Origin of the sequence: Saccharothrix australiensis (assembly GCF_003634935.1) — a bacterium.
GTDB classification, from domain to species: Bacteria; Actinomycetota; Actinomycetes; order Mycobacteriales; family Pseudonocardiaceae; genus Actinosynnema; species Actinosynnema australiense.
This window is the reverse complement of record NZ_RBXO01000001.1, coordinates 6571199-6596385: the sequence shown is the minus strand read 5'-3', so window position 1 is coordinate 6596385 and position 25187 is coordinate 6571199. Positions and strand designations below refer to the sequence as shown.

The 25187-nt window shown below is 72.5% G+C and carries 22 protein-coding genes and 1 riboswitch; of the genes, 18 read left to right on the top strand and 4 right to left on the bottom strand.

Annotated elements, in window-relative coordinates; all coding sequences use genetic code 11:
* The first annotated feature begins 881 nt into the window (after window positions 1-881).
* The 10 genes from ftsZ to C8E97_RS34970 all read left to right on the top strand — a co-directional run bounded on the left by ftsZ (window position 882) and on the right by C8E97_RS34970 (window position 12075).
* Window positions 882-2198, top strand: coding sequence for a cell division protein FtsZ (gene ftsZ / locus C8E97_RS27865; protein WP_121008367.1), 1317 nt, complete (start codon window positions 882-884; stop codon window positions 2196-2198).
* A gap of 142 nt (window positions 2199-2340) precedes the next feature.
* Window positions 2341-3045 carry a peptidoglycan editing factor PgeF gene (gene pgeF / locus C8E97_RS27860; RefSeq protein WP_121012567.1) on the top strand — a complete coding sequence of 235 codons (705 nt, stop codon included), beginning with the start codon at window positions 2341-2343 and terminating at the stop codon, window positions 3043-3045.
* Window positions 3046-3161: 116 nt separating this feature from the next.
* Window positions 3162-3896: a YggS family pyridoxal phosphate-dependent enzyme gene (locus tag C8E97_RS27850; RefSeq protein WP_121012564.1), complete on the top strand. Its 735-nt coding sequence runs from the start codon at window positions 3162-3164 to the stop codon at window positions 3894-3896.
* Window positions 3897-3964: 68 nt separating this feature from the next.
* Window positions 3965-4585, top strand: a complete 621-nt coding sequence (locus C8E97_RS27845; protein WP_121008366.1) for a cell division protein SepF — start codon at window positions 3965-3967, stop codon at window positions 4583-4585.
* 20 nt (window positions 4586-4605) lie between these two features.
* Window positions 4606-4890 carry a YggT family protein gene (locus C8E97_RS27840; protein WP_121008365.1) on the top strand — a complete coding sequence of 95 codons (285 nt, stop codon included), beginning with the start codon at window positions 4606-4608 and terminating at the stop codon, window positions 4888-4890.
* A 45-nt stretch (window positions 4891-4935) separates the two neighbouring features.
* On the top strand, window positions 4936-5748 hold the full coding sequence (gene wag31, locus C8E97_RS27835) for a DivIVA-like cell division protein Wag31 (protein ID WP_121008364.1): 813 nt from the start codon (window positions 4936-4938) through the stop codon (window positions 5746-5748).
* A gap of 44 nt (window positions 5749-5792) precedes the next feature.
* Complete coding sequence (locus C8E97_RS27830; protein ID WP_121008363.1) at window positions 5793-6299, top strand: hypothetical protein; 507 nt, start codon at window positions 5793-5795, stop codon at window positions 6297-6299.
* 230 nt (window positions 6300-6529) lie between these two features.
* Entirely contained in the window at window positions 6530-8122 is a 1593-nt protein-coding gene (locus tag C8E97_RS27825; protein ID WP_170212011.1) for a caspase, EACC1-associated type, read from the top strand.
* A 285-nt stretch (window positions 8123-8407) separates the two neighbouring features.
* Window positions 8408-11518: an isoleucine--tRNA ligase gene (gene ileS, locus C8E97_RS27820; protein ID WP_121008361.1), complete on the top strand. Its 3111-nt coding sequence runs from the start codon at window positions 8408-8410 to the stop codon at window positions 11516-11518.
* 401 nt (window positions 11519-11919) lie between these two features.
* Window positions 11920-12075 (top strand): hypothetical protein, encoded by a 156-nt coding sequence (locus tag C8E97_RS34970; protein WP_170212010.1) that lies wholly within the window; start codon window positions 11920-11922, stop codon window positions 12073-12075.
* Between the two features lie 203 nt (window positions 12076-12278).
* On the opposite strand, the gene C8E97_RS36620 is transcribed toward C8E97_RS34970, so the two are convergent.
* Genes C8E97_RS36620 through C8E97_RS27805 form a run of 3 tightly spaced genes read right to left on the bottom strand, consistent with a single transcriptional unit; the run spans window position 12279 to window position 13667 of the window.
* On the bottom strand, window positions 12279-12401 hold the full coding sequence (locus C8E97_RS36620) for a hypothetical protein (protein ID WP_281275471.1): 123 nt from the start codon (window positions 12399-12401) through the stop codon (window positions 12279-12281).
* Window position 12402: 1 nt separating this feature from the next.
* Window positions 12403-13122, bottom strand: coding sequence for an RNA polymerase sigma factor (locus C8E97_RS27810; RefSeq protein WP_121008359.1), 720 nt, complete (start codon window positions 13120-13122; stop codon window positions 12403-12405).
* Window positions 13119-13667 carry an RNA polymerase sigma factor gene (locus C8E97_RS27805; RefSeq protein WP_121008358.1) on the bottom strand — a complete coding sequence of 183 codons (549 nt, stop codon included), beginning with the start codon at window positions 13665-13667 and terminating at the stop codon, window positions 13119-13121. The genes C8E97_RS27810 and C8E97_RS27805 overlap by 4 nt, the downstream gene beginning before the upstream one ends.
* 314 nt (window positions 13668-13981) lie before the next feature.
* Here C8E97_RS27805 and C8E97_RS27800 point away from each other — a divergent pair, with 314 nt between their 5' ends.
* The 7 genes from C8E97_RS27800 to C8E97_RS27770 all read left to right on the top strand — a co-directional run bounded on the left by C8E97_RS27800 (window position 13982) and on the right by C8E97_RS27770 (window position 20440).
* Complete coding sequence (locus C8E97_RS27800; RefSeq protein ID WP_121008357.1) at window positions 13982-14533, top strand: TetR/AcrR family transcriptional regulator; 552 nt, start codon at window positions 13982-13984, stop codon at window positions 14531-14533.
* Window positions 14526-14810, top strand: a complete 285-nt coding sequence (locus C8E97_RS27795) for a DUF167 domain-containing protein (RefSeq protein WP_121008356.1) — start codon at window positions 14526-14528, stop codon at window positions 14808-14810. Before C8E97_RS27800 ends, C8E97_RS27795 begins: the two co-directional genes overlap by 8 nt.
* 360 nt (window positions 14811-15170) lie before the next feature.
* Window positions 15171-16643: a potassium/proton antiporter gene (locus tag C8E97_RS27790; RefSeq protein WP_425470678.1), complete on the top strand. Its 1473-nt coding sequence runs from the start codon at window positions 15171-15173 to the stop codon at window positions 16641-16643.
* A gap of 166 nt (window positions 16644-16809) precedes the next feature.
* Window positions 16810-16924, top strand: a riboswitch (SAM riboswitch).
* Between the two features lie 38 nt (window positions 16925-16962).
* The gene (locus C8E97_RS27785; protein ID WP_121008354.1) at window positions 16963-18279 is read left to right on the top strand and encodes an aminotransferase class V-fold PLP-dependent enzyme; all 1317 of its coding nucleotides are present in this window, start codon (window positions 16963-16965) and stop codon (window positions 18277-18279) included.
* A 4-nt stretch (window positions 18280-18283) separates the two neighbouring features.
* Complete coding sequence (gene lspA, locus C8E97_RS27780; RefSeq protein ID WP_121008353.1) at window positions 18284-18988, top strand: signal peptidase II; 705 nt, start codon at window positions 18284-18286, stop codon at window positions 18986-18988.
* A gap of 41 nt (window positions 18989-19029) precedes the next feature.
* On the top strand, window positions 19030-19914 hold the full coding sequence (locus C8E97_RS27775) for an RluA family pseudouridine synthase (RefSeq protein WP_121012561.1): 885 nt from the start codon (window positions 19030-19032) through the stop codon (window positions 19912-19914).
* A 109-nt stretch (window positions 19915-20023) separates the two neighbouring features.
* A complete protein-coding gene (locus tag C8E97_RS27770) occupies window positions 20024-20440 on the top strand; it encodes a hypothetical protein (RefSeq protein ID WP_147455257.1) in 417 nt (138 codons plus the stop codon).
* Here the strand turns inward: C8E97_RS27770 and C8E97_RS27765 are convergent.
* On the bottom strand, window positions 20437-21369 hold the full coding sequence (locus tag C8E97_RS27765) for an AsnC family protein (RefSeq protein WP_121008351.1): 933 nt from the start codon (window positions 21367-21369) through the stop codon (window positions 20437-20439). The two genes, C8E97_RS27770 and C8E97_RS27765, sit on opposite strands and share 4 nt — an antisense overlap.
* Window positions 21370-21532: 163 nt before the next feature.
* Here C8E97_RS27765 and dnaE point away from each other — a divergent pair, with 163 nt between their 5' ends.
* Window positions 21533-25069 carry a DNA polymerase III subunit alpha gene (gene dnaE / locus C8E97_RS27760; protein ID WP_211347150.1) on the top strand — a complete coding sequence of 1179 codons (3537 nt, stop codon included), beginning with the start codon at window positions 21533-21535 and terminating at the stop codon, window positions 25067-25069.
* Window positions 25070-25187 lie beyond the last annotated feature (118 nt).

The window sequence follows — 25187 nt, the reverse complement described above, 5'->3', positions numbered from 1 at the left end:
GACCGACCTCCGCGCACGTCGCGGCGTCGTGGCGGGCCACCCCGCACGCCGTGCCGCAATGTCCGTATCGCGAGGTCCACGTGCCGACGACCGCGCGGAACCCCGCACCGCCGTAATGGGATCCCGCCCACACCGGCACCGGGCAACCGCCCGTCCGACCTCGCCGGACGACGTCCGGACCGTGTCCGAGCGGTAGCGGCACATGAACACCACGTGACGACTGCCGGCGGCCGGGGCGGTGACGATCGCCACGTCGCTCTGTCCGAAGAGGACGCGCAACCCGCACGGCTCCCGCGACCGCCGGCCTCCGCCGCCGCTCACCGCCGCTGTCGCCCGCCGCCGCTGTCCTCCGCCGCGCTGCCGTCGTCCGCCGCCCCGCTGTCGTCCGCCGGCTGCCCGATCCGGTCGCCCGGTCGCGGCCGAACCGCCCGCCGACCGGCGGATCGGGCCGGGCGGGACGATCTCCGGATCGGCGGCCGACTACGCTGCGCAGGACGCGGTGAGTCGCGACTCGTCGCGGGCACCCACCTCGGCAGTGGAGGTGGAGTCCCGCGCGGGACGGCGGCTTTCCGTACGCTGGGTGCCGATCCACCGATCCAGGGGAGGGTCGGCACGCGGGGCGCCTGGGCGCGGTGCGCGGGCTGCTCGACGGGGTGACCGGCGAGTAGTCCCGGCTCACCCGGTCAGGACACAACTACGGCGTGGCTGCTGGACCGAGGCATTTTTGGTGCATAACGTCCGGTGGGAACATACGGGGTTGACAACACCTTCGACCTCTGTGGTTGAGGGTTTCAATCCGGGTGGAGCTCCGTCCGGGTGTGACACCGGTGGTCATCCACTCCAGCACATGAGCACGGACACGATCAGGAAGGCGGATTCCGATGACGCCCCCGCACAACTACCTCGCGGTGATAAAGGTCGTCGGCATCGGCGGCGGCGGTGTGAACGCCGTGAACCGGATGATCGAGGTCGGGCTCAAGGGCGTCGAGTTCATCGCGGTGAACACCGACGCGCAGGCTCTGCTGATGTCCGACGCCGACGTGAAGCTCGACATCGGCCGTGAACTGACCCGCGGCCTCGGCGCGGGCGCGAACCCCGAGGTCGGCCACAAGGCCGCCGAGGACCACCGCGAGGAGATCGAGGAAGTCCTCAAGGGCGCGGACATGGTGTTCGTGACGGCCGGCGAGGGCGGCGGCACGGGCACCGGCGGCGCGCCGGTCGTCGCGTCCATCGCCCGCAAGCTCGGCGCGCTCACCATCGGCGTCGTGACGCGGCCGTTCTCCTTCGAGGGCAAGCGGCGCGCCAAGCAGGCCGAGGAGGGCATCCAGGCGCTGCGCAACGAGTGCGACACGCTGATCGTCATCCCGAACGACCGGCTGCTCCAGCTCGGCGACATCGGCGTCAGCCTGATGGACGCGTTCCGCTCGGCGGACGAGGTGCTGCTGTCCGGTGTCCAGGGCATCACCGACCTGATCACCACGCCCGGTCTGATCAACCTGGACTTCGCGGACGTCAAGTCGGTGATGTCCGGCGCGGGGTCGGCGCTGATGGGCATCGGGTCGGCGCGCGGCGAGGGCCGCGCGGTGCAGGCCGCGCAGAAGGCCATCAACTCGCCGCTGCTGGAAGCGTCGATGGAGGGCGCGCACGGCGTGCTGCTGTCCATCGCGGGCGGTTCGGACCTCGGGCTGTTCGAGATCAACGAGTCGGCGTCGCTCGTGCAGGAGGCCGCGCACCCCGACGCGAACATCATCTTCGGCACGGTGATCGACGACTCCCTCGGCGACGAGGTGCGGGTGACGGTGATCGCCGCCGGGTTCGACAGCGGCGGACCGACGCACAAGAAGCTCGAACCGCAGGCGCTGTCCGGCTCGACCCGCGCCGGCGCGGTCGCACCCGGTCAGTCGGGGGTGGTGAGCGCGCCGCCGGAGGACCAGCCGCCGCGGCCCGCCACGACGCCGCAGCCCGCGCCGACCAACGGCTCGCACCCGGTCTACCAGGGGACCATCACGCCGCCGCCCCCGCCGCCGGTCGCGCCGGCGCCGCAGCCGGTGCAGCCGGCGCCCGTGCAGCCGCAGACGCCGCCGCCGCCCACGACGATCCCCCGGCCGCTGTCGCAGGGCTCGCTGCCCGGCCGGCCGGTGCCGGTGACCGACGACCCGGACGACGAGGTCGACGTGCCGCCGTTCATGCGCCGCTGAGCCGGGCCGGATCGGGTGGCCGGCGCGGCGTCGGGCAGTGGAGGACGTCGCGGGCGGCGTCGGCATCCGCGGGACGTGCGAGGGGAGAGTCGCCGGAGGGTACGGCGGGTCTCCCCTTTCCCGTGCATGGCAGGCTGTGCCGGTGCGCATCCGTCGTGTCGTGACCACCCGCTCGGGCGGGGTGTCCGAGCCGCCCTACGAGTCGTTCAACCTCGGTGACCATGTCGGCGACGACCCGGCGGCCGTGGCCGCGAACCGCCGCCGCCTGGCCGAGGGCATCGGCCTGACCCCCGACCGCCTGGTGTGGATGGAACAGGTGCACGGCCGCACGGTCGCCGTGGTCGACGGCCCGCAGGACGGGCCGCTGGAGGCGACCGACGCGGTCGTCACCAGGGCGGAGCGGCTGGCGCTGGTGGTGCTCACCGCCGACTGCGTGCCCGTGCTGCTCGGCGACCCGGAGGCCGGCGTGGTCGCGGCCGTCCACGCCGGGCGGGTCGGTGCGCGGGTCGGGGTGGTGCCCGCGGCGCTGGAGGCGATGCGCGGCCTGGGCGCTGAGGTCGGCCGGGTCGAGGTGCTGCTCGGGCCGGCGGTGTGCGGGCAGTGCTACGAGGTGCCCGCCGCGATGCGGGCCGACGTCGAGCGGCACCTGCCCGGCAGCGCGGCCGAGTCCCGCGCCGGCAAGCCGTCGCTGGACCTGCGGGCCGGGCTGTGGCAGCAGCTGGCGGACGCGGGGGTCGCGCGGATCGGCGTCGACCCGCGCTGCACGGTGGAGGAGCGGGACCTGTTCAGCCACCGGCGCGATCCGGGTACGGGGCGGATCGCCGGCGTGATCTGGATCGACTCGTGAACCGGCGGGAGGAGTCGGGCGTGGACCGGGCGGAGGCAGGTCGGGAGCCGGGCGTGGGCCGGCTCGGGGGTGGTCGCGGCGCGGACCCGGTCGAGGCGGATCGAAGCGCGGGCCCGGTGGGGGTCGGTCGTGATGCGGACCCGGTCGAGGTCGAGGCGCGGCGCGCCGAGTTGGCCGCGAACCTCGCCGACGTGCGCCGGCGGATCGAGCGGGCGTGCGCGGCGGTCGGTCGCGATCCCGCCGAGGTCGCGTTGCTCGCGGTCACCAAGACGTTCCCCGCGCGCGACGTGGCGCTGCTGAGCGACCTGGGCCTCACCGGGTTCGCCGAGAACCGCGACCAGGAGGCCGGGCCGAAGGTCGCCGCCTTCGCCGAGCTGCGACCGGGCGCGGCGGCGCGGTGGCACATGGTCGGCAGCCTCCAGCGGAACAAGGCCCGGTCCGTCGTGCGGTGGGCCGACCGCGTCGACTCGGTCGACTCCGAGCGGTTGGCGGACGCGCTCGCCAAGGCCGCGCCCGCGCCCCTGGACGTGTTGGTCCAGGTCAGCGTGGACGGCGACCCGAAGCGCGGCGGGTGCCCGCTGCCCGAGCTGCCCCGGCTCGCCGATCACGTCGCTCGTAAGGATGAACTTGTCCTGCGCGGTGTGATGACCGTCGCACCCCTCGGAATGTCTCCAGCACAGGCGTTTGACGCTCTACAAGGTGCGGTAACCCGCTTGCACGTCGATCATCCCGATGCCAGCGTGATCTCGGCGGGGATGTCCGGTGACCTGGAAGATGCCATCGCGTGCGGATCGACGTGCGTGCGTGTCGGAACAGCGTTGCTGGGCAGCCGGAGACTAGCCTCGCCGTAACTGTCTGGAACCTCTGGGACGGCCGCGACGTCCTTGCGGGTAGGGATCGGCGGAGGAAGGGCTCGAGCATGAGCGGGTTTCACAAGCTGAAGGCTTACTTCGGGATGGTTCCCGCCGAGTACGCCGACGACCCCGACTACGACGGTGAGCGGCCGGGCCGCTACGACTACCGCGCCGAGTACGCCGAGTCCGACGACTACGAGACCTACCCCGAGCAGCGCAACGGCCGCCGGGCGGTGGGCCGCTACCGCGGCGAGCCGGACGAGGCGGAGGACTACGAGCCCGACACACGCGCCCGCACACCGCGGCGGGCGTGGAGCGCCGAGGCCACGCACGGCGCGCTGGCCGTGGAGCCGACGCGGGAGCCGGTCAGCCGGGTCCGCCCGGCGCCCGAGCCCGCGCGTCAGCCACTCGGGCGAATCACGACGCTCAACCCGAGGAGCTACAACGAGGCGCGGACCATCGGCGAGCACTACCGCGACGGCACCCCGGTGATCATGAACCTCACCGACATGGACGACGCGGACGCCAAGCGGCTGGTCGACTTCGCGGCCGGCCTGGCGTTCGCCCTTCGGGGGTCCATCGACAAGGTGACCAATAAGGTGTTCCTGCTCTCACCGCCGAACATCGACGTGACGGCGGAGGACCGGCGGCGACTCGCGGAGGGCGGGTTCCTCAACCACGGGTGAGTGATGGCACAGTTGACGGTGTGTATGCCCTCGCGCTCGTGCTCTACTACGTGCTGTTCTCGTTCTGGCTGCTGCTCACGGCCCGTGTCGTGGTGGAGCTCGTCCGGTCCTTTGCCAGGGAGTGGCGGCCGGCGGGCGGTGTGGCGGTGGCCCTGGAGACCGTCTACACAGTGACCGACCCCCCGGTCCGACTCCTCCGCCGGCTCATCCCGACGGTGCGGATCGGAGGCGTCGGTCTGGACTTGTCCATTATTGTGCTGTTGCTGGTCGTTATCATTCTGATGCGAGTAGCCGATCCCAGGTGAGGGGACCAGGGATGTCCACAGCCCAGGAGTGCGTGAGGTGATCTGATGCCGTTGACCCCCGCGGACGTGCACAACGTCGCGTTCAGCAAGCCGCCGATTGGCAAGCGGGGCTACAACGAGGACGAGGTGGACGCGTTCCTCGACCTGGTTGAGGGCGAGCTGGCCCGCCTGATCGAGGAGAACAACGACCTGCGCCAGCAGGTCGAGCAGCTCGACCAGCAGGTCGAGACCGCACGCGCCGACCTGGAGGACGCGCGGGCCAAGGTCGCCGCGGGCGTCGGTCCGAGCCGCGTCGTCGACGAGCCGCGCAGGCTCGCCCCGGTGCCTCCCCCCTCGGCCCTGGAGCAGACCTCGCCCGGTGGTGGTGGGGACCACCACGTGCAGGCCGCGAAGGTGCTCGGGTTGGCCCAGGAGATGGCCGACCGGCTCACCGGCGAGGCCAAGGCCGAGGCCGACGGCATGCTGTCGGAGGCGCGGACGAAGTCCGAGCAGCTGCTCTCCGAGGCCCGTGCGAAGGCCGACACGATGGTCAACGAGGCGCGCACCCGCGCCGAGACCATGCTGAACGACGCGCGCACCCGCGCCGACACGCTGGAGCGGCAGGCCCGTGAGAAGGCCAGCGCGCTCGACCGCGACGCGCAGCGCAAGCACGCCGAGGTGATGGGCAACATCACCCAGGAGAAGAACACGCTGGAGAAGCAGATCGACAAGCTCCAGACGTTCGAGCGCGAGTACCGGACCAGGCTCAAGACGATGCTGGAGTCGTCGCTGCGCGACCTGCAGGACCGCGGCCCGGCCGCGCCGTCCGACGGGCGTCAGCAGGGCTACTCGTTCGGGGCGCGCGCCGAGGCGGGCTGAGCGAGGTCCTGATCCCGGCGTGGCCGGTGATCTAGTCTGCGCACGTGCTCTTCATCGTCCTGCTGCTGGTGCTGGCCGCCCTCGGGCTGCTGGTGCCCGCGCTGACCACGTCCGACACCTGGTGGGCGTGGCTCTCCGTGGGTGCCAGCGCGGCCGCCGCCCTGGTCCTGTGCTGGGACTGGTGGCGGCGCCGCCGACCGGGTCCGGTCCCGGCGGCGGCCGGCGCCGCGGCGGGACGAGCCGACCGGGAGGTCGGCGGAGCGGCCCCGCCGGGGGCCGGCGGCGAGGCCGCCGAGCCCGCCGGGGAGGACGCCGAGCCGGGCGAGGAGGACACGGACGCCGCCGACGCGCTCGTGGTGGCGGACCTGACCGACGAGGTGCGGGTCCTGGACGAGCGCCCGCGCTACCACCTGGCGGCGTGCACGTGGCTGGCGGGGCGTGCCTCGCTGGGGCTGCCGGTGACCGAGGCGCGGCAGCTCGGCTTCACGCCGTGCGCGGTCTGCGCGCCGGACTCGACCCTGGCGGCGAGGAAGCGCTCCTCGGGCCGCTGACGAGCCGTGCCGGGTGGCGATCCCCGAGCGGTCGTGTCGGCGTGAGGGGCCGGCCTTCCCGACGATCCACGGTGATCACTCGACCAGGTGATTCATGGTGATCATCGCCGCCCCGCCCGACAGACAGGTGCGGGTGCCGCGGTGGCCGGCTGCTCGACCGCCCCGCGGTGCGGGCGGGCTGGGGGTGGGCTGCGGACCGCGGTCGCCGAGGCCCGTCGACAATCGCGGTCGTGCGGACGGCATTGTTGATCGCGACGGACACCTACCACGACGAGACGTTCGGCGCACTGCGCGCGCCACACCGCGACGCGGCGGAGCTGGCCACCGTGCTGTCGGATCCCGCGATCGGCGCGTTCGCCGCCGAGCTGCTGCTCAACCAGCCGGTCCAACGCCTGCGTGAACGCCTCGACGGTCTCTTCGCGGAGGCCGTCGACGACGACATGGTCCTGCTCTACCTCTCGGGTCACGGCGTGAAGGACCGCACCGGCCGCCTGTACTTCGCCACCGAGGACACCAGGGCCGACCGGCTGCCGTCGACCGCGCTCTCCGCGGAGTTCGTCCGGCAGCTGATGGACGACAGCCTCGCGGGTCGGGTCGTCCTGTGGCTGGACTGCTGCTTCGGCGGCGCGTTTCCGGTCGACCTGTCGGCCAAGGGCGAAGACGTGGACGTGGTCGCGCGGCTCTCCGACGGCCGGGGTCGCTCGATCATGACCGCCTCGACCGCGATCCAGTTCGCCTACGAGCCGAGCGGTGACGTCCGAGGCGGGACCCGGACGTCGCTGTTCACCCGGGCGCTCATCGAAGGTCTGCGCAGCGGGGCGGCCGACCTGGACGGTGACGGCGAGATCACCACGCGCGAACTTTACGGATACGTCCACGACCACGTTCGCCGGTCGATGCCGGGGCAGACGCCGACCAGCAACGACTCGGTGGTCGGGACCTTGGCCGTCGCGCGAGCGGCGAACCGGTCCGCCGGGGTGTTCGTGCCGGAGGTCCGCCTGACGACCGAACCGGATCTCGGTGAAGCAGCCTTCGTGCGGGACTTCCTGGTGTGGCAGGGGCGGATCTGGCGGGTCGGGGCCTGGTCGGAGGAGGCACGCGTCCAGGCGCACGGGCCCCACGCCGTCAACCGGGCGGGCACCCTGCTCGCGGCCGGCGGCGGCGACGACGAGGTCGCCATCTGGGAAACGGAAGGCCATCCGGACACCTGGCAGGAGATCGTCGTGGCGGGAGGGAGCGTCCCCTGGGGGACGAGATTGAGCTTCAGTCACGACGACACGATGCTGGCGCTGTCGGGCGACGGCGCTCCCACGGTCTGGGACTGCCGGGACTGGACGGCCGTCGGGCTGCTGCCGGGAGTGCTGACGGATGCGAGTTCCGTCGTGTTCAACCCGATGTCGCCGCTGGTGGTGGTGGACTCGTCACTGGTGCAGCTGACGCTGTTCGACCTTCCCGGTTGGAACGCGTCACTTGTGCGCGGTGGTGCGGAGCTGACCTTCGAGAGGTTCAGCCCGGACGGGCGCCTGGGCGCGTTCCACCGCATGCGCGACACCGTGGTGCTGGACCTGGAGGACTGGACGACGCTCGTGGAGTTCCGCCACGACGGCGGGCACACCCGGCGGTGCGCGTTCAGCCCGGACAACCGCTACCTCGTGACCAGCAGCACGCGTGGTCTGCGGGTCCTCGACGCGGCGACGGGGAAGCCGGTGCAAGTCCTCGCCGAGGTCGGCTACGGCTGCGTGCCGGTGTTCAGCCCCGACGGTCGCTACCTCGTGGCAGGGCTGAACGACGGCCTCCACGTGTGGCGGTTCGCGGGCGGTTGACGACGCCCCGTCGGCACAACGCGTGAGCCGGTTTGCCCAACGGGTTACGCTTGACTTAGAACGGTTACGCTTGACTTAGAACGGCGTTGATCCGGCCATCACCGGGGAGCCTCCGGAAGAACGGGCGCGAGCCCCAGTAGAACCGGACGGGTGCGGCCCGTCACAGCCGTCGACGAGAGGCCGTCGCGCGCGTCGCGTCGGCAAGCGGGGTGGTACCGCGGTGCGCCCGAACGGGCGTGTCGTCCCCGCGTGCCGGACGCACAGCAGCACGCGAGGAGCAGCACGATGGCCTACCCGAAGGCAGGCGAGGGCTCGGTGCCCTCCCAGCCGTCCTTCCCCGCCCTGGAACAGGACGTCCTCGACTTCTGGAAGTCCGACCGGACGTTCCGGGACTCGGTCGCCGCCCGCCCGGCGGGCGACGGGGGCGCCAACGAGTTCGTCTTCTACGACGGCCCGCCGTTCGCCAACGGCCTGCCGCACTACGGCCACCTGCTGACCGGCTACGTCAAGGACGTCGTCCCGCGCTACCAGACGATGCGCGGCAAGCACGTCGAGCGCCGGTTCGGCTGGGACACGCACGGCCTGCCCGCCGAGGTCGAGGCCGAGAAGCAGCTCGGGTTCTCGTCGAAGTCCGAGATCGAGGCGTTCGGCATCGAGAAGTTCAACGAGGCGTGCCGGACGTCGGTGCTCCGCTACACCGACCAGTGGCGCGACTACGTGACCCGCCAGGCGCGCTGGGTCGACTTCGACAACGACTACAAGACCCTCGACCTGGACTACATGGAAAGCGTCATGTGGGCCTTCAAGACCTTGTGGGACAAGGGCTTGGTGTACGAGGGCTTCCGGGTGCTCTGGTACTGCTGGCGCTGCGAGACGCCGCTGTCCAACACCGAGACCAAGATGGACGACACCTACCGGGACCGGCAGGACCCGGCGGTGACGGTCGGGCTGCGGCTGGAGACCGGTGAGCTGGCCCTGGTGTGGACGACCACGCCGTGGACCCTCCCGTCCAACCTCGCCGCCGCCGTCCACCCGGACGTCGACTACGTGACCGTCGAGGCGAACGGCGAGCGCTACGTGCTGGCCGAGGCGCGCGTGCCCGCGTACGCCCGCGAACTCGGCGAGGAACCCCCGGTCGTGGCCCGCTGCAAGGGCTCCGACCTGGTGGGCCGCCGCTACACGCCGCCGTTCGACTTCTTCGCCGGCCGCGAGAACGCCCACCGGGTGCTCGCCGCCGACTACGTCACCACCGAGGACGGCACGGGCATCGTGCACATCGCGCCCGCGTTCGGCGAGGAGGACAAGGCCGTCACCGACGCGGCGGGCATCGAGGTCGTCGTGCCGGTGGACCCGCACGGCCGGTTCACGGCCGAGGTGCCGCCGTACGAGGGGCAGCACGTCTTCGACGCGAACAAGGCGATCATCCGCGACCTGCGCGACACCGGCCTGCTGCTGCGCCACGAGACCTACGACCACCCGTACCCGCACTGCTGGCGGTGCGACAACCCGCTGATCCAGCGGGCCGTGTCGTCGTGGTTCGTGGCCGTGTCGAAGTTCAAGGACCGGATGGTCGAGCTGAACCGGCAGATCAACTGGGTGCCCGAGCACATCCGGGACGGCCAGTTCGGCAAGTGGCTGGAGAACGCCCGCGACTGGAACATCTCGCGCAACCGGTTCTGGGGCTCCCCGATCCCGGTGTGGGTGTCCGACGACCCCGCCCACCCGCGGGTGGACGTGTACGGCTCGCTGGACGAGCTGGAGCGCGACTTCGGCGTGCGCCCCACCGACCTGCACCGGCCGAACATCGACCAGCTCACCAGGCCCAACCCGGACGACCCGACCGGGCGCGCCACCATGCGCCGGGTGCCCGAGGTGCTGGACTGCTGGTTCGAGTCGGGCTCGATGTCGTTCGCCCAGGTGCACTACCCGTTCGAGAACCAGGAGTGGTTCGACGACCACTATCCGGGCGACTTCATCGTCGAGTACAACGGCCAGACCCGCGGCTGGTTCTACACCATGCACGTGCTGGCCACGGCGCTGTTCGACCGGCCCGCGTTCAAGAACTGCGTGGCGCACGGGATCGTCCTCGGCGACGACGGCCAGAAGATGTCCAAGTCCCGCAAGAACTACCCGGACGTGAACGAGGTGTTCGAGCGGGACGGCTCGGACGCCATGCGGTGGTTCCTCATGGCGTCGCCGATCCTGCGCGGCGGCGACCTGGTCGTCACCGAGCGCGGCATCCGCGACGCGGTGCGCCAGGCCGTGCTGCCGCTGTGGAACTCGTGGTACTTCCTCGCCCTGTACGCGAACGCGGAGGGCGTGGAGGGCCGGTGGCGGACGGACTCGCCGCACGTGCTCGACCGGTACGCGCTGGCGAAGACGCACGACCTGGTCGCGGACGTGACGGCGCGGCTGGACACCTACGACATCTCGGGCGCGTGCGCGGCGGTCCGGGAGTTCCTGGAGGTGCTGACCAACTGGTACGTCCGCCGGTCCCGCGACCGGTTCTGGGCGGGCGACCAGGACGCGGTGGACACCCTGCACACCGTGCTGGAGGTGGTGAGCCGGGTGACCGCGCCGCTGCTGCCGCTGACGGCGGAGGCCGTGTGGCGCGGGCTGACCGGCGGGCGCTCGGTGCACCTGACCGACTACCCGTCGGCGGCGGACCTGCCCGCCGACGACGCGCTGGTGGCCGCGATGGACCAGGTGCGGCAGGTGGCGTCGACCGCGCTGTCCCTGCGCAAGGCGAACAAGCTGCGGGTGCGGCTGCCGCTGGCGAAGCTCGTCATCGCGGCGGGCGGCGCGGCGCGGCTGGCGGACTTCACCGGCATCCTGCGGGACGAGGTGAACGTCAAGGAGGTCGAGCTGACCACCGACGTCGACGCGCACGGGCACTTCCAGCTCGCGGTCAACGCGCGCGTGGCGGGCCCGCGCCTGGGCCCGGACGTGCAGAAGGTGATCAAGGCCGTCAAGGCGGGCGACTGGACCGAGGTCGACGGGAAGGTCCTGGCCGCGGGCGTCGAGCTGTTCCCCGAGGAGTACGAGCAGCGGCTGGTCGCCACCGACCGGGGCGCGACGGCGGCGCTGCCGGACAACAGCGGGCTGGTGGTGCTCGACACCGCCGTGACGCCGGAGCTGGCGGCGGAGGGCGTCGCGCGCGACCTGGTGCGGGTGGTGCAGCAGGCGCGCAAGGACGCGGACCTGGACGTGTCCGACCGGATCGCGCTCGCGCTGGAGCTGCCCGACGGCGAGGTCGACGGGGCGGTGCGGCGGTTCGAGTCGTTCGTGGCGACCGAGACGCTGGCCGACGAGGTGGTCTACGCGCCCGTCGAGGACGGCGCGGAGGGCGTCGTCGGCGACGGGGCGAAGGTGAAGGTCGCGGTGCGGCGGGTGTAGGCGTCCGACGTGGTGGGGCGGGCGGCCGGGGGCGATTGCTCCCGGCCGCCCGTCGTTCGCCACCCGATCGTGTTGTTCGCGCGCTGCGCATGTTGCGTGCGCAAGACCTGGATGCTACGTTCACCTCATCGGTGGAAGTTTCGTCGGCAGGTCGGTGTTGTGCCGGCGCAACACCGGTACCGTTGACCTGGAGAAATCGCCCCTGAATGGACTCGGCGCGCGTTTCTTGTCGCGCCGCGGCCCGTCGCGAGTGGCTCGATGAGTCGTTATCACCCGATAGAGTCCGCCACGTGGCGTCGTTTTTCGACGTCGCGCCGACGGTTCCCGCGGTCGGTTTCCCGACGCCGTACGGGCCGGGAATGCCGACGCCCCCCGCGGTGAACGGTCGGTGGAGGGAACCGATGGAGGAAGGCGAGCGCGCCGAGGGTGACGATCGGCGTGACCAGGGGCGACGTCCCGAGCGGAGCCGGTGCTCCGGCCGGGTCGTCGCGATCCTCGCCCTGCTGGTGCAGGTCGTCGCCCTGGCCGGCGGAATAGTGGACCTGGTGGTCCGGTGACGCGGGCGCGGCGGCGTGCCACGGGAGTGGACGGCGCCGCGCCCGTCGACCGAACGGGCGCGCCGCCGCGTTATTCCGGAAATCCAACCAATGATTGTCGGGTCGGGTCGTGGTGACCAGGTATTCCTGGTTTCGGGAAGGGCGATCAGGTCACCCGTTGATCACCCTGGTGGGGCATGGCCGGACCGCCGTGCCGCGCCCCGTCACGCCACGTCGAACCGGCGGGCGATCAGCAGCAGCAGGTGGACCCTCTCCGCCAGGTGCGGCGGAGGCGGGTCAAGGGTGTGGACCAGGTCGGTCAGCCACCCCATCAGGTCGTCGGGCACGTCAGACACCTCCCTCCCGCTCCAACCGGGTGCGCAGGGCGGACAGGCAGCGGCCCCTCGTCGGGCCGATGCTGCCCCGCGGCATGGACAGGGCTTCCGCCACCGCCCGGTACTCGGCCCGTCCGGCGAGCACGGTGAGCCGCAGCAGCTCCTGGCAGCGGCGCGGCAGCGCCGCGAATGCCCGCCACAGGCGGCGGTCGCGGTCGTCGCGGACGGCTTCCGTCTCCGGCAGCCAGCGCGTGTCCGGCACGTCGAGCGCCGAGTCCGTCGAGAGCGCGGCGCGCCCGTTGGCCTCCCGCCACGCCCGCTGCGCCTCCCGCCGGGTGGTGACGATCAACCACCCGGCCAGGGCGCGCGGCTCGGCGATCCGGTCCAGGTGGCGGAGCAGGCTCAGCCACACGGTCTGCACGACGTCCTCCGCCGTGGCCTGGTCCAGCCCGTTGCCCCGCGCCACGTGCCAGACCAGCGGCGTCAGCTCGGTCACCAACCGGTCCAGCGCGGTCCGGTCGCCGTCGCGCGCGGCGGTGAGCAGCGCGGCGTGCCGTTCCGGGCCGGACGGTTCCGGGGACGCCTGCGCGATGATCGCGGCCACGCCGAGGTCGTCGGAGCCGGGGTCGTCGGGGATGGCCTCGGCCAGCTCGGTGCGCAGCTCGGCCAGCCTGGGTTCGAGGTCAGACCGCACGCCCAGGTCCCCGCGCGGATCGAGGTTGTTGTCGGTCATGGCGTCTCCTTCCCGCGCCGCGGACCACGGGCCCGGCGTTCGGGGTTGCCGACGACCGCGCTGACCCTGGCCCGCGCCTCGGACACGTACCGGCGCACGGACTCGCGCCTGCATCCCAGCACGTCGGCGATCTCGTGGTCGTCGAAGTCCCAGAACCGCAGCGCCAGGGCCGTGCGGAGCTGGTCGGGCAGCCGGGCGATGGCGGCGAGCGTGGTGGTCAACTCGTGCCACTCCTCGGCCTCGCGGTGCCGCTGCACCAGGACGCGGGACCGCGCGATGACCTCGTCGGTGACCTCGCTGGGCCGCTCCAGCCGCCGGGCCTGGTCGACCAGCAGGTTGCGGATGGCCTTGACCAGCCACGCGCGGCGGGCGTGCGGGCTGATCGAGGGCCAGTCGCGCCAGGCCCGGACGAACGCCTCCTGCACCGCGGACTCGTGGTCCAGGTGCGGTGACATCACGGCGGCGAACCGGAACAGGCGGGTGCGCTCGCGGTGGTAGAAGTCGCTGAAGGTGGCCGCGTGGTCATCGGAGTCTTCCGGTGTCACGAACCCTCCCTCTGGTCAGCGCCCGGCAACCGGAAGACGGGTGCCGCGGGGAGTTGTGGATGCCGGGTGTCGCGGGAGCCGGTCGGCGGGGGCCGGCGGGGCCGGTGCGCGGGAGGGGTCGGGTGGCGCGGTGTGGTCCGGGGGACCGGGGTCGGGCAGGGTGTGGACGGGGTGCGTGCCCGGCTGGGCGGGTGTGCGGGTGTGCGGCGGGGTGCTCGACCAGAGCCTCGGGCAGGCGCCGCACCGCGCGTGGCGCAATCGGGGCGTACCACCCGATCGTGTGACGGCCCTCACCATACGGTAGCGTATGGGCAGTGAAGAGGCGCCTGACCAAAGACGACTGGACCGCGGTGGCGCTGCTGGCGCTGGCCGAGCACGGCGTGGCGGGGGTGGCGGTCGAACCGCTGGCCGCCCGGCTCGGCGCGACGAAGGGCAGCGCCTACTGGCACTTCCCGAACCGCGAGGCGCTGCTCACCGCCACCCTCGAACGGTGGGAGCGCGAGCACACCGAGGCGGTCATCGAGCGGGTGGCGGCCGAGGCCGCCCCGCTCGACCGGCTCCGGCGGCTGTTCCGCACGGTCCTGGAGGACGGCCGCGACAGCGCGGTCGAACTGGCCCTGCTCGCCGCCAAGGACGACCCGGCGGTCGTGCCCGTGCTGCGCCGCGTGACCGACCGGCGCGTCGACTACCTGGAGGGGCTGTTCCGCGACATCGGCTTCCCCGCGCCGACCGCCCGGCACCGGGCCGTCCTCGCGTACTCGGTCTACCTCGGGCACGCGCGGCTGCTGACCGCCGCGCCCCACGTCGTCACCGCCCACCGGGCCCTGCTGGACGACACGCTGGCGGCGGTGACCAGCCGTGGCTGACGCCTTCCGCCTGGGCGTCCGGGTGAAGCCGGGCGCGAAGCGCACCGCCGTCGGCGGGCGCTGGGACGCGACGGCGCTGGTCGTCGCGGTCGCCGCGCCCGCCGTGGAGGGCAAGGCGAACGAGGCGGTGCGCAGGGCGCTGGCCGAGGCGTTCGGCGTGCGCCGGCAGGACGTCCGCGTCGTGCGGGGCGAACGCGGCCGGGACAAGGTCGTGGAGATCGAGCCCGCGCCGCCCGACGCGCCCGAGCGGTTGGCGCGCCTGCTCGGTCCGGGCTGAGGCCGGCGCGGGCGGGCCGGGGCCTGTGCGGTCTGGCCGGGGCCGGCGCGGGCGGGCTCCCGCCGGTCTGGCCGGGCGGGCGCGGGCGGGTGCCGCCGGTCTCGCCGAAGTCGGCGCGGGCGGGTCCGCCGAACTTGACCAGTCCTTTGTGGACATGCCGGGCCGGGTGTCTTGAATCGATTGCCCTGCAAGGCTTTCCGGCGAGCCGGACGGGTCGGGCGGCACCCCGGCCGACCGGCTCCTGGGAGCGGTGCCGGCGTCCGGTTAGCGACGTCGCGACCGCGCCGGATTAGTCCAAACCGGCTTCACCGGGGAGAATGACACCCACAGCGTGAACAACCAGGAGGTCGAGTGGGTGGTGTGACGGCCTTCCTCGGCATCGGCGCCGCGGTCCTGCTGCTCTCGGTCATCGCGGTGCGGGTGTCGATCCGGCTCGGTCTGCCCTCGCTCCTGCTGTACCTGGGCATCGGCGTCCTGCTCGGGGAAGCGGTGCTGGGCATCCAGTTCGAGGACGCCGACCTGACCCGCTCGCTGGGCACGGTCGCGCTCGTGCTGATCCTCACCGAAGGCGGCCTGACCACGCGGTGGTCGGCGGTGAAACCCGCGCTGGGCCTCGGCATCGCACTGTCCACAGTGTCCGTGGCGGTCAGCATCGGCGTGACCGGGCTGGCGCTGCACCACCTGCTGGGCCTGGACTGGCGCACCGCACTGCTGTGGGGCGCGGTGCTGTCGTCCACGGACGCGGCGGCGGTGTTCAGCGTGCTGCGCGGCGTCGGGGTCGGCAAGCGGCTGATCGGCGCGCTGGAACTGGAGTCCGGCATCAACGACGCGCCCGTGTACATCGCGGTCGTGCTGCTCGCCTCGTCCGACGCGATCACCTGGACCACGCCGCTGCTGCTGGTCTACGAACTCCTCGCGGGCGCGGCGATCGGCGTCGGGCTGGGCTGGCTCGGCGGTGTCGCGCTGCGGCGGGCCGCGCTGCCCTCCACCGGCCTGTACCCGCTGGCGACGGTCGCGGTGTGCCTGCTCGCGTACACGGCGGGCGACCTGGCGCACGCGTCCGGCTTCCTCGCCGTCTACACCGCCGCGCTGGTCCTGGGCAACGCCCGGCTGCCGCACCGGTCGGACACGCTGTCGTTCGCCGAGGGGCTCGGCTGGATCGCGCAGATCGGCCTGTTCGTCCTGCTCGGCCTGTACGCCTCGCCCGAGCGGCTGCCGGAGGCGCTGGTGCCCGCGCTCGTGGCGGGCGCGGTGCTGGTGCTGCTCGCCCGGCCGGTGTCGGTGCTGGTCGCGGCGCTGCCCTTCCGGGTGCCCTGGCGGGAGCAGGCGTTCATCTCGTGGTCCGGGCTGCGCGGCGCGGTGCCGATCGTGTTCGCGCTGATCCCGCTCATCCAGGGCGTGCCCGACGCGGGCCGGCTGGTCGACGTGGTGTTCGTGCTGGTCATCGTGCTCACGATCGTGCAGGGGACGTCGCTGCCGTGGCTGGCGCGCTGGCTCGGGCTGGTGCGCTCCGGCGAGGCGCGGGAGATCGAGGTCGACTCGTCCGCGCTGGACGAGCTGGGCGCGGAGCTGTTGCAGGTGCGCATCCAGCGCGGGTCCAAGCTGCACGGCGTGTACCTGTCGGAGCTGCGGCTGCCGCCGGGCGCGACGGTCAGCCTCGTGGTGCGCGAGGACCAGGGCTTCACGCCGCAGGCCACCACCCGGCTCCAGGAGCACGACCAGCTCCTCGTCGTGTGCACCGAGCACGCCCGCACCGCCACCGAGCGGCGCATCCGGGCGGTCGACCGGGCGGGCCGGTTCGCGCGGTGGAAGGGCGACGCGGGACTGCCGTGACCGGCGCGGTCGGCGGGCGACGCCGGCCCGGCGCGGTCGTCCTCGCGCGGCGGCGGGACCGCCGCGACCGGGTCGGCGCGCCGGCGCGGCACCCGTGATCAGCGTGCTCCCAGGATGTGAACCCGGCTCGACTCGGCGGGCCGGTGTCGGCTAACTTCGGCGTCGAGGTCATGAGTGCCAGCGCGAAGCTCGGGCTAGCTGGCCGGCAACCCTCCTACCGCGGTGGGGTGCCCCCGATGAGGACCTGGCTCGGCGCGCAGGGCGTCGGGCAAGCGCGGGCCTTCCCCAGCGGAGTCCGCCGGACCCGTCGGAGGTTGACATGACCGTCGCAGTTCCCGGATCGATCGCCGCCCTGCCCCGCGTCGTGGGCGCCGCGCTGCGCGTGCCGCTGGTCACCGGCGAACGCGTCGAGTACGCCAACCTCGACCACGCCGCCAGCGCGCCCTGCCTGGAGCAGGTGCGCGACGCCGTCGACGAGCTGCTGCCCTGGTACGCCAGCGTCCACCGGGGAGCGGGGTTCGCCTCGCGGGTGTCCACCCGCGTCTACGAGCAGGCCCGTGACGCGGTGCGCCGGTTCCTCGGCGCGCGACCGGGCGACACCGTGGTGTTCACGCGCAACACGACCGACTCGCTGAACCTGCTGGCCCGCTCGCTGCCCCGGCACACGGCCGTGCTGCTGTTCGACACCGAGCACCACGCCGCGCTGCTGCCGTGGCGCGGGCCGCACGTCCGGCGGCTGCGCACGCCCGCCTCGCCGTCCGCCGCGGTCGCCGAGCTGGACCGGGCGCTGGCCGCCGCGCCCGAGGGGCCGCGCCTGGTCGTGGTGACCGGCGCGTCGAACGTGACCGGCGAGGTGTGGCCGGTGGCCGAACTCGCGGCGGTGGCCCGCCGGCACGGCGCCAGGGTCGCGCTCGACGCCGCCCAGCTCGCACCCCACCGGCCCGTCGACCTCAAGGCGCTCGACGTCGACTACGCCGTGCTGTCCGGGCACAAGGTGTACGCGCCGTTCGGCGCGGGCGTGCTGGTCGGGCGGGCGGACTGGCTCCAGGCGGCCGAGCCGTACCTGGTCGGCGGCGGCGCGACCGCGCGCGTCACCGACCGCGGCGACCGGCTCGGCGTGGCGTGGTCGGCGGTGCCCGAGCGGCACGAGGCCGGTTCGCCGAACGTGGTCGGCGTGCACGCCCTCGCCGAGGCGTGCGACCTGCTCGGCCGCAACTGGGCGCAGACCGTCGCGCACGAGCGGGAGCTGCTGGCCAGGCTCCGCGCCGGGCTGGCGACCGTGCCCGGCCTGCGCGAGCTGTCGCTGTTCGGCCCGGAGCACGACCGGGTGGGCGTGGTGAGCTTCGTCGTCGCCGGGCAGGACGCCGGGTACCTCGCCGCCGCGCTGTCCGCCGAGCACGGCGTCGGCGTCCGCGACGGCGCGTTCTGCGCGCACGTGGCCGTGCACCGGCTGACCGACGGCGACCGGGCGCTGCGGGCGTCGCTGGGGCTGGGCACGACGGTCGAGCACGTGGACCGGCTCGTGGCCGCGCTGCGGTCGCTGGTGCTCGACGGCGCGCGGTGGGACTACGAGGTCGTCGAGGGCCGCTGGGTGCCGGTGGACGACCGCCGGGCGCTCCCGCCGTTCCTGCGCTGAGGCGATGCTGGACAATGGGCCGGTGAGCACTGAGTCCAACAGCGAACCGGGCACCGGGCCGGACGGCGCGGCGGCGACCGGGGCACGGCCGCTGCCCAAGCGGCGGGTGGCGCTGCTGGCGGCGATCGCGCCCGTGGTGCTGGCGCTGGACGTCGTCACCAAGGTGATCGCCGTGCGGACGCTGGAGGGCCAGGAGCCCGTCGAGCTGTTCGGCGGCTTGGTCTACCTCTCGTTCCTGCGCAACTCCGGCGCCGCGTTCGGCCTGGCCGAGGGGTTCACGCTGATCCTCGCGCTGGTGGCGTTCGGCGTCGTCGGGTTCATCCTGTGGATCGCCCGCAAGCTCCGGTCCGTCGGCTGGGCCGTCGGGCTCGGCCTCGTGCTGGGCGGCGCGCTGGGTAACCTGGCGGACCGGGTGTTCCGCGGTCCCGGACCGCTGCGCGGCCACGTGGTGGACTTCATCTCCGTGATCGAGCCCTACGGCGCGTTCTTCCCGGTGTTCAACGTCGCCGACTCGGGCATCTGCGTCGGCGGCGCGGTGATCGTGCTGATGGCGCTGCTCCAGCGCGACTACGACGGCACGCGGCCGGCGAAGGCCGGCGCGTCCGGCACCCCGGCGTCCGGTTCTTCGGGACAGGGTTCCCCGGCGTCCGGTTCTCCGGCGTCCGGTTCTCCGGGGTCGGGTCCCTCCGGGTCGGGGGCGGGCGCGTGAGCGGCTACCGGACGCTGCCCGTGCCCGACGGGCTGGACGGGATGCGCGTGGACGCCGGGCTGGCCAAGCTGCTCGGCCTGTCCCGCACGGCGGTGGCGGCGCTGACCGAGTCCGGCGACGTGGTGCTGGACGGGCAGCCCGCGGGCAAGTCCGACCGGCTGGTGGCCGGCGCGTGGCTGGAGGTCACGCTGCCCGAGCCGGAGAACCCGGTGCGGGTGCAGGCGATCGCCGTCGAAGGGCTCGCGATCCTGCACGAGGACGACGACGTCATCGTGGTCGACAAGCCGGTCGGCGTGGCCGTGCACCCCAGCCCCGGCTGGACGGGGCCGACGGTGGTCGGCGGGCTCGCGGCGGCGGGTGTGCGGATCGCCACGTCCGGCGCGGCCGAGCGGCAGGGCGTCGTGCACCGGCTGGACGTCGGCACCACGGGTGTGATGGTCGTCGCCAAGAGCGAGCACGCGTACTCGGTGCTCAAGCAGGCGTTCAAGGAGCGCACCGTCGACAAGCTGTACCACGCGCTGGTGCAGGGCCACCCGGACCCGATCAAGGGCACCATCGACGCGCCGATCGACCGGCACCCCAAGCACGACTACAAGTTCGCCGTCATGGCCAACGGCAAGCCGAGCATCACCCACTACGAGGTGGTGGAGGCGTTCCGGGCGGCGTCGCTGCTGGACGTGCACCTGGAAACCGGGCGCACGCACCAGATCCGGGTGCACTTCTCGGCGCTGCGGCACCCGTGCGTCGGCGACCTGACCTACGGCGCGGACCCGGTGCTGGCCAAGCGGCTGGGCGTGACGCGGCAGTGGCTGCACGCCCGCACCCTCGGGTTCCACCACCCGGCGGACGGCCAGTGGGTGGAGTTCACCAGCCCCTACCCGGACGACCTCGCGAAGGCGTTGGAACTGCTGCGTTCCGAGGGCTGACCGCCGGATACCGCGCGCGTGCCGCGCCGACTCGCACATTCCTCCCACGGACGGGTCGCGTTCGCGTAACGTTTGGATCAACGGCACGCTCGTATGGGAGGTACGTGTGGTGTCCACGCACTACGACGACCCGGACCGCACGCCACCGCGGGGCATCCCGGTCACACCGGGCCGACGTCGCCGCCCGGCGGACGTGGCCGCCTGGAACGCGGCCGAGGCGCAGCACCGGCGGGCGCGGTCGGTGGACCCGCGCGCGGACGACACGGTCGTGCACCGGCCCGTCGACGTCGGCGGTGACCGGGCGGCGACCGGTGGCGGCGGCTGGAGCGTCGCGCCCGCCGTGATCGGGGGCGACCAGCCCGAGGCGACCGAGCCGCCACCGCAGTCGTCGTCGCAGTCGTCGCAGCCACCGCCGTCGTCGCGGTCGTCGGGGCGGGCGGAGCGATCACCGGACGAGCCGCGGCCCGCCGGGCGCTCGTTCTTCGCGAAGCTGTTCGGGCGCGACCGCCGACGCGACGAGCCCTAGTCCTCGACCGTCCAGACCAGGGTGTTCAGGTCCGTTTCCGGTCGGGCGCTCCAGCGGATCGACGTCACGGTCGTGTGCTCGGGCAGCACGTACACGGTGTGCCCGCCGGCCGTCTCGCCCGGCTGGACGCCGATCTTGTGCGGCGGCCTGGACGACAGCGACACCGGGGCCTTGCCGATGACCTCGCCGGTGTTCGTCATCAGCACCAGGTACATGTCGGGCAGCGCGTTGAACGTCACCGTGCCGATGTTCGCCAGCTCGGTGTGCACCACGACGGCCCGCTCGCCGTCGGCGAGCTTGTAGCCGGCGGCGGTGAACAGGAAGTCGGCCGGGTCGACGACCTCGACGAGCTGGATGGTGAACCGCGCGCCCTCCAGCCCCTCGGTCTCCAGCGTGCTGCCGATCTTGCCGGTGCGCGACTTCGGCGCGGGGGCCTGGTCGCCGCGCGCCCACCCGGACGACTGCGGCGGGCCCCACGTGCTCATCGGCTCCGCCGACGGCGATTGCGAGGGCGACGGCGATTGCGACGGCACCGGCCCGGTCGGCGGCTTGACCGGGAACGAGCCGGACGGCGGAGGAGCCGGGAACGGGCCGCTGGGCGGGCCCTGCCGGTACGCGCCGGACGGCGTGCCGCGCACGGTGCCCGGCGCGGGCTGGTACGGCCCGCTGGGCGTGCCCCGCGCGGCCTGGCCCTGCGGGCCCGTGTAGTTGCCCCACGCCACGCTGTTGGCGAGGGCCTTGCGGATGCCGTTCGGGTCGCACTCGACGCCGACCAGCAGCGGCAACCCGCTCCCGGACAGGCTGATCAGCCGGGTCGCGGCCTCGCGCGGGTCCATGCCGAGTCTCGCGGCGATCTCGTGCACGGCGGCACGGCCCATCTCGGCGAGCATGGCCAGGAGACGGGCGTCGACGGGGTCCGGCGCTACCACACCTCGAACGCTACCCGCCTGCGGCGATCTCCGCGCCATCGCCCCGCCGGGGAGCGCGGCGCGAGGTCCCGTGTCGGGTTCACCCCGCCGGCCGCGAGGTTATAGGGTCGGTGGCCTCTTGCCGGTGCCTTCCCACCGGGCAGAAGTCGATCTCCGAGGAGGCATGGTGGCGGACTCGTTTGTGCACCTCCACGTGCACACCGAGTACTCGATGCTCGACGGCGCGGCGAAGTTGAAGGACATGTTCGGCGAGTGCGAGCGCCTCGGCATGGCGGCCGCCGCGATCACCGACCACGGCAACATGTACGGCGCGTACGACTTCTACCGGCAGGCGACCGCGGCCGGCATCAAGCCCGTGATCGGCATCGAGGCGTACATGGCGCCCGACTCCCGGTTCAACAAGAAGCGCGTGCTGTGGGGCGACCCCGGCCAGAAGTCCGACGACGTGTCGGCGTCCGGCGCGTACACGCACCAGACGATCTGGGCGCGCACCAACGAGGGCCTGCACAACCTGATGAAGCTGTCCAGCCGCGCCTCCACCGAGGGGCAGCTGGGCAAGTGGGCGCGGATGGACGCCGAACTCGTCGCCGAGCACTCGGCGGGGCTGATGGCGACCACCGGCTGCCCGTCCGGCGAGGTGCAGACGCGGCTGCGGCTCGGGCACGAGAAGGAGGCCCTGGAGGCCGCCGCGAAGTGGCGCGACATCTACGGCGCGGACAACTTCTTCGTGGAGCTGATGGACCACGGCATCGAGATCGAGCGCCGGGTGCGCGGCGGGCTGCTGGAGATCGCGAAGAAGCTCGCCATCCCGTTCGTGGTCACCAACGACTCGCACTACACCTACGCCGAGGACCGCGAGGCGCACGACGCGCTGCTGTGCGTGCAGACCGGCAAGACGCTCCAGGACCCGAGCCGGTTCAAGTTCGACGGCCAGGGCTACTACCTGAAGTCGCCGGAGGAGATGCGGGCGATCGACTCGTCCGACGCGTGGCAGGAGGGGTGCCGGAACACCCTGCTGGTGGCGGAGAAGGTCGACACCACCGGCATGTTCGCGTTCCAGAACCTGATGCCGCGCTACCCCGTGCCGGAGGGCAAGACCGAGGCCGAGTACTTCCGCGACGAGGTGTGGGCGGGCATGCGCCGCCGCTTCCCGGAAGGCGTCGACGAGGTGCACCGCAAGCAGGTCGAGTTCGAGATCGACGTCATCCTCCAGATGGGCTTCCCGTCGTACTTCCTGGTGGTGGCCGACTTCATCAACTGGGCCAAGGAGAACGGCATCCGCGTCGGCCCCGGCCGCGGCTCGGCGGCGGGCGCGCTGATCGCGTACGCGATGGGCATCACCGACCTGGACCCGCTGGCGCACGGCCTGATCTTCGAGCGGTTCCTGAACCCGGACCGCGTCAGCCCGCCCGACATCGACATCGACTTCGACGAGCGCCGGCGCGGCGACGTGATCCGGTACGTGACGGAGAAGTGGGGCTCGGACAAGGTGGCCCAGGTCATCACGTTCGGCACCATCAAGGCGAAGGCGGCGATCAAGGACTCCGCCCGCGTGCTGTACGGGCAGCCCGGCTACGCGGTGGCCGACCGGATCTCCAAGGCGATGCCGCCCGCGGTGATGGGCAAGGACATCCCGCTGGCGGGCGTGTTCGACGCGTCGCACAAGCGGTACTCGGAGGCCGCCGAGGTCCGCGCCCTGTACGAGACGGACCCGCAGGTCAAGGAGATCATCGACACCGGCCGCGGCCTGGAGGGCCTGATCCGCAACGCGGGCGTGCACGCCTGCGCGGTGATCATGTCCGCGGAGCCGCTGACGGACCACATCCCGGTGTGGCGGCGTCCCCAGGACGGCTCGATCATCACGCAGTTCGACTACCCGACCTGCGAGACGCTCGGCCTGCTGAAGATGGACTTCCTCGGCCTGAGCAACCTGACCACGATCGACGACGCCCTGAAGAACATCGAGCTGAACGGCAAGGGCCAGGTCGACATCACGTCGGTCACGCTGGAGGACAAGAAGACCTACGAGCTGCTGGGGCGCGGCGACACGCTGGGCGTGTTCCAGCTCGACGGCGGCGCGCTGCGCGACCTGCTGCGGCTGATGCGGCCGGACAACTTCGAGGACGTCTCGGCCGTCATCGCCCTGTACCGGCCGGGTCCGATGGGCGCGAACTCGCACACGAACTACGCGCTGCGCAAGAACAAGCAGCAGGAGATCGTGCCGATCCACCCGGAGCTGGAGGAGTCGCTCGCCGAGATCCTGGACACGACCTACGGCCTGATCGTGTACCAGGAGCAGGTCATGGCGATCGCGCGGAAGGTCGCGGGCTACTCGCTGGCCCAGGCGGACCTGCTGCGCCGCGCGATGGGCAAGAAGAAGAAGGAGATCCTCGACAAGGAGTTCGAGGGCTTCGAGAAGGGCATGCTGGACAACGGCTACTCGCCCGAGGCCATCAAGACCCTGTGGGACATCCTGGTCCCGTTCGCCGACTACGCGTTCAACAAGGCGCACTCCGCCGCCTACGGCCTGATCGCGTACTGGACCGCCTACCTCAAGGCGAACTACCCCGGCGAGTACATGGCCGCGCTGCTCACCACGAACTCCGACAACAAGGACAAGTCGGCGATCTACCTGGCCGAGTGCCGGCGCATGGGCATCACCGTGTTGCCGCCGGACGTCAACGAGTCCGAGCGCGAGTTCGTCGCGGTCGGCGACGACATCCGGTTCGGCCTCGGCGCGATCCGCAACGTCGGCGCGAACGTGGTGGAGGCGATCATCAAGGCGCGCAAGGAGAAGGGGAGGTTCGTCGACTTCTCCGACTTCCTGCGCAAGGTCGACGCCACGGTGTGCAACAAGAAGGTCGTGGAATCGCTGATCAAGGCGGGCGCGTTCGACTCGCTCGGCCACCCGCGCAAGGGCCTCCACATGGTCCACGTCGAGGCGGTCGACGCGATCATGCTGACCAAGAAGGAGGAGGCGCGCGGCCAGTTCGACCTGTTCGGCGACGGCGGCGGCGACGACGGCGTGGGCAGCGTCTTCGACGTGAAGATCCCGGACGAGCACTGGGAGCCCAAGCACCAGCTGACGCTGGAGCGGGAGATGCTCGGCCTGTACGTGTCCGGGCACCCGCTCAACGGCGTGGAGCACGTGCTGGAGTCCTATTCGGACGCTTCCATCGCCCGCATCCTGGAGGGCGACGTGCCGGACGGGACGCAGGTGACGCTGGGCGGCATCCTGGCGTCGGTGACGCGGCGGGTGAACAAGAACGGCGAGCCGTGGGCGTCGGCGCAGCTGGAGGACCTGGCCGGTGGCATCGAGGTCCTGTTCTTCCCCAAGAGCTACGTCGTCCACGGCATGTCGGTGGCCGAGGACGCGATCGTGCTGGTGAAGGCGCGCGTGGCCAAGCGCGAGGACCGGATCTCGCTGATCGCCAACGACCTCGTGGTGCCGGACCTGTCGGAGCTGGGCGCGCAGGCGTTGAAGCTGAAGGTGTCGGCGTCGCGCTGCGACCCGAAGCTGGTGACGTCGCTGAAGGAAGTGCTGCGGGCGCACCCCGGCACGACCGAGGTGCACCTGAACCTGATCATCAACGCCGGGCGGAACACGCTGCTGAAGCTGGACGACGCGCTGCGGGTCAGCCCGACGCCGTCGCTGATGGGCGACCTGAAGGCGCTGCTGGGTCCGGGCTGCCTGGGCTGATCCCCTGGGCTGATCCCGGTTCGTGGCCGCCGCCGTCCGCGCACGCGGGCGGCGGTGGTGCCGTGCGCGGGCCGGTTCCGGTGCGTGCGCGGGCCGGTCCCGGTGGCGCGAACCGGCT

What these genes read in the sequence shown, in the direction of transcription:
- ftsZ (WP_121008367.1), top strand. Translation starts at nt 882, where the DNA reads ATGACGCCCCCGCACAACTACCTCGCGGTGATAAAGGTCGTCGGCATC.
- C8E97_RS27845 (WP_121008366.1), top strand. Translation starts at nt 3,965, where the DNA reads ATGAGCGGGTTTCACAAGCTGAAGGCTTACTTCGGGATGGTTCCCGCC.
- wag31 (WP_121008364.1), top strand. Translation starts at nt 4,936, where the DNA reads ATGCCGTTGACCCCCGCGGACGTGCACAACGTCGCGTTCAGCAAGCCG.
- ileS (WP_121008361.1), top strand. Translation starts at nt 8,408, where the DNA reads ATGGCCTACCCGAAGGCAGGCGAGGGCTCGGTGCCCTCCCAGCCGTCC.
- C8E97_RS34970 (WP_170212010.1), top strand. Translation starts at nt 11,920, where the DNA reads ATGGAGGAAGGCGAGCGCGCCGAGGGTGACGATCGGCGTGACCAGGGG.
- C8E97_RS27810 (WP_121008359.1), bottom strand. Translation starts at nt 13,122, where the DNA reads ATGACCGACAACAACCTCGATCCGCGCGGGGACCTGGGCGTGCGGTCT.
- C8E97_RS27785 (WP_121008354.1), top strand. Translation starts at nt 16,963, where the DNA reads ATGACCGTCGCAGTTCCCGGATCGATCGCCGCCCTGCCCCGCGTCGTG.
- lspA (WP_121008353.1), top strand. Translation starts at nt 18,284, where the DNA reads ATGCTGGACAATGGGCCGGTGAGCACTGAGTCCAACAGCGAACCGGGC.
- C8E97_RS27775 (WP_121012561.1), top strand. Translation starts at nt 19,030, where the DNA reads ATGCGCGTGGACGCCGGGCTGGCCAAGCTGCTCGGCCTGTCCCGCACG.
- dnaE (WP_211347150.1), top strand. Translation starts at nt 21,533, where the DNA reads ATGGTGGCGGACTCGTTTGTGCACCTCCACGTGCACACCGAGTACTCG.